Origin of the sequence: Microcystis sp. LEGE 08355, assembly GCF_015207185.1 — a bacterium.
GTDB classification, from domain to species: domain Bacteria; phylum Cyanobacteriota; class Cyanobacteriia; order Cyanobacteriales; family Microcystaceae; genus Microcystis; species Microcystis panniformis.
Genome location: NZ_JADEXI010000712.1, coordinates 1 through 2,144, shown reverse-complemented (window position 1 = coordinate 2,144; position 2,144 = coordinate 1). Strand labels below are relative to the sequence as shown.

The window sequence follows — 2,144 nt, the reverse complement described above, 5'->3', positions numbered from 1 at the left end:
GTGGAAATATTACAAGAAGAAATTAGCCTTAGTCAGGGGACGGGGAAACCCCTAGAAACAATTTTTTTTGGGGGGGGGACTCCTTCCCTGTTACCGGTGGAATTATTAGGGGCAATTCTGGATACTTTAGCCAAAAAGTTTGATTTTGCGGCCGATATAGAGATTTCTATGGAGATTGATCCGGCTACCTTTAGTTTAGAACAATTACAGGGTTATCTTAGCGCAGGAGTCAATCGGGTTAGTTTAGGAGTACAGGCTTTTCAAGAACCATTATTACAGGTTTCCGGTCGATCGCATACTGTTAAGGATATCTATCAGGCAGTGGAATTAATTCAGGGATTGGGAATAGTTAACTATAGTTTGGATTTGATTTCAGGATTGCCACAACAAACCCTGACAGATTGGGAAAATTCCCTAGAAAAAGCGATCAAACTGCAACCGGCCCATCTTTCCTGTTACGATTTGGTCTTAGAAGCGGTTACTCCTTTCGGTAAACAGTATCAACCGGGAAAAAAACCCTTACCCGATGATGAAACCACGGCGAAAATGTATGTTTTAGCCGGTGAAAAACTAGCTTTAGCCGGTTATCAACATTACGAGATTTCTAACTATGCTAAACCGGGTTATCAATGCCGACATAATCGAGTTTACTGGGAAAATCGTCCCTATTACGGCTTTGGTATGGGGGCTGCTAGTTATCTTCATCAACAACGTTTTACCCGTCCGCGCAAAAGTCGCGACTATTTCGCTTGGGTAAAAGAAGGCTGTCAGATTGACGTGGAGAAAAATAGCTTGATTGATGATCTTCTCGAAACCTTAATGCTAGGGTTAAGGTTAGCAGAAGGGGTGAGTTTACCCGCAATTGAAGCTAATTTTGGTTCGGAAATCAAAAAAGCAGTTTTAGAGGTCTTAGAGCCGCATAAACAGCGCAATCTAGTAATAATTGAGGGGGATAGCAGGGTAAGATTAAGCGACCCCGAAGGTTTTTTGTTTTCTAATATCGTTTTAACCGATTTATTTGATCGCTGGCAATAGTCAGAAACTATATTTTACTAGCGATAATGGATAGCTAACCAAATACAGGGAGGATTATTGCTAGTAAATTCGACGCGATGTTTTTGGTGAGGAGGAATCAGCAGATAATCCCCCGCTTGCAGATTAACTTGGCTGCCATCTTCATAACTAATCTCAGCGAATCCCTGCAATAAAATCACCCATTCAAACTCAGATTGATCGTACCATTGACCCCGGGGAGTGGTTTGACCAGTGGAAATAATTCTTTCCAGACGAATAGCTTGACTTTGGGCCAAAATTTCCAGAATTTCTCGGTCGGGAATTAGTTGGGGTAAATCAAAAATTGAAGCTGCTATCATTAGTTATTATTCCTTTCTGGATGAAAATCTTTAATCACCGTCGGTATTGCTGTTAAAATTTTCTCAACGATATCAGCAGGTGTATCTAGGTCAGAAACAACAATCCGAAGATCTGCTTCTGCATAAAGTCTTCGTCTTTGTTCTAATAATAATTCTAGTTTACTTTCTAAATCAGTGGACTCAAGCAGGGGACGAGAGGTATCTTGTTTTAAACGTTTAACCAAAACTTCTAGGGGAACATCTAACCAAATCATTAAACCGTGACGAAGATAACTCCAATTTATCGGTTTTAAAACCATCCCTCCCCCGGTGGCAATCACAGTTTTAGTCAGAGAGGATAATTCGGCTAAAACTTGGGTTTCTAACTCCCGAAAAGTCGCTTCTCCCTCGTCGGCAAAAATTTCCCTGATTTTCTTTCCTGCGACCCTTTCTATTAATATATCTGTATCAAAAAAACGATATTGTAACCGTCGGGAAAGCAACTCTCCCAGGGTGGATTTGCCAGATCCCATCATTCCTAGCAAAAAAACACTTAATCCCCGTAAGGAGTTAAAATCCGTTGAATTGTCCATAGTTAAAATTTAGCTGAATGTAGTCCTCGCTACTAAGGGACGATGTTTTGATAAGCATTTGGGAGTGAAAACCGCCAGATGGAATCAGAAAATCTTCTCAGAACCCCCATTGACACCGACATCGTGTCAGAATCTGGATAACCATGATACCATCTTGGTAATTAATGGACAAAATCAGCTTGATTAATCTAATCAAGTG

General features: G+C 40.7%; 3 protein-coding genes. 1 reads left to right on the top strand and 2 read right to left on the bottom strand.

Features of this window, described 5'->3' with window-relative positions; all coding sequences use genetic code 11:
• Window positions 1–1,035, top strand: a 1,035-nt coding sequence (gene hemW / locus IQ242_RS23205; RefSeq protein WP_193961574.1) for a radical SAM family heme chaperone HemW, incomplete at its 5' end; no start/stop codon positions are given.
• Between the two features lie 17 nt (window positions 1,036–1,052).
• On the opposite strand, the gene IQ242_RS23200 is transcribed toward hemW, so the two are convergent.
• Window positions 1,053–1,373 carry a cupin domain-containing protein gene (locus IQ242_RS23200; RefSeq protein ID WP_193961573.1) on the bottom strand — a complete coding sequence of 107 codons (321 nt, stop codon included), beginning with the start codon at window positions 1,371–1,373 and terminating at the stop codon, window positions 1,053–1,055.
• On the bottom strand, window positions 1,373–1,945 hold the full coding sequence (locus IQ242_RS23195) for a shikimate kinase (protein ID WP_193961572.1): 573 nt from the start codon (window positions 1,943–1,945) through the stop codon (window positions 1,373–1,375). Before IQ242_RS23195 ends, IQ242_RS23200 begins: the two co-directional genes overlap by 1 nt.
• Between the last annotated feature and the right edge of the window lie 199 nt (window positions 1,946–2,144).

Excerpts from the sequence above, each read along its gene's own strand:
- IQ242_RS23200 (WP_193961573.1), bottom strand. The coding sequence starts at position 1,373 with ATGATAGCAGCTTCAATTTTTGATTTACCCCAACTAATTCCCGACCGA.
- IQ242_RS23195 (WP_193961572.1), bottom strand. The coding sequence starts at position 1,945 with ATGGACAATTCAACGGATTTTAACTCCTTACGGGGATTAAGTGTTTTT.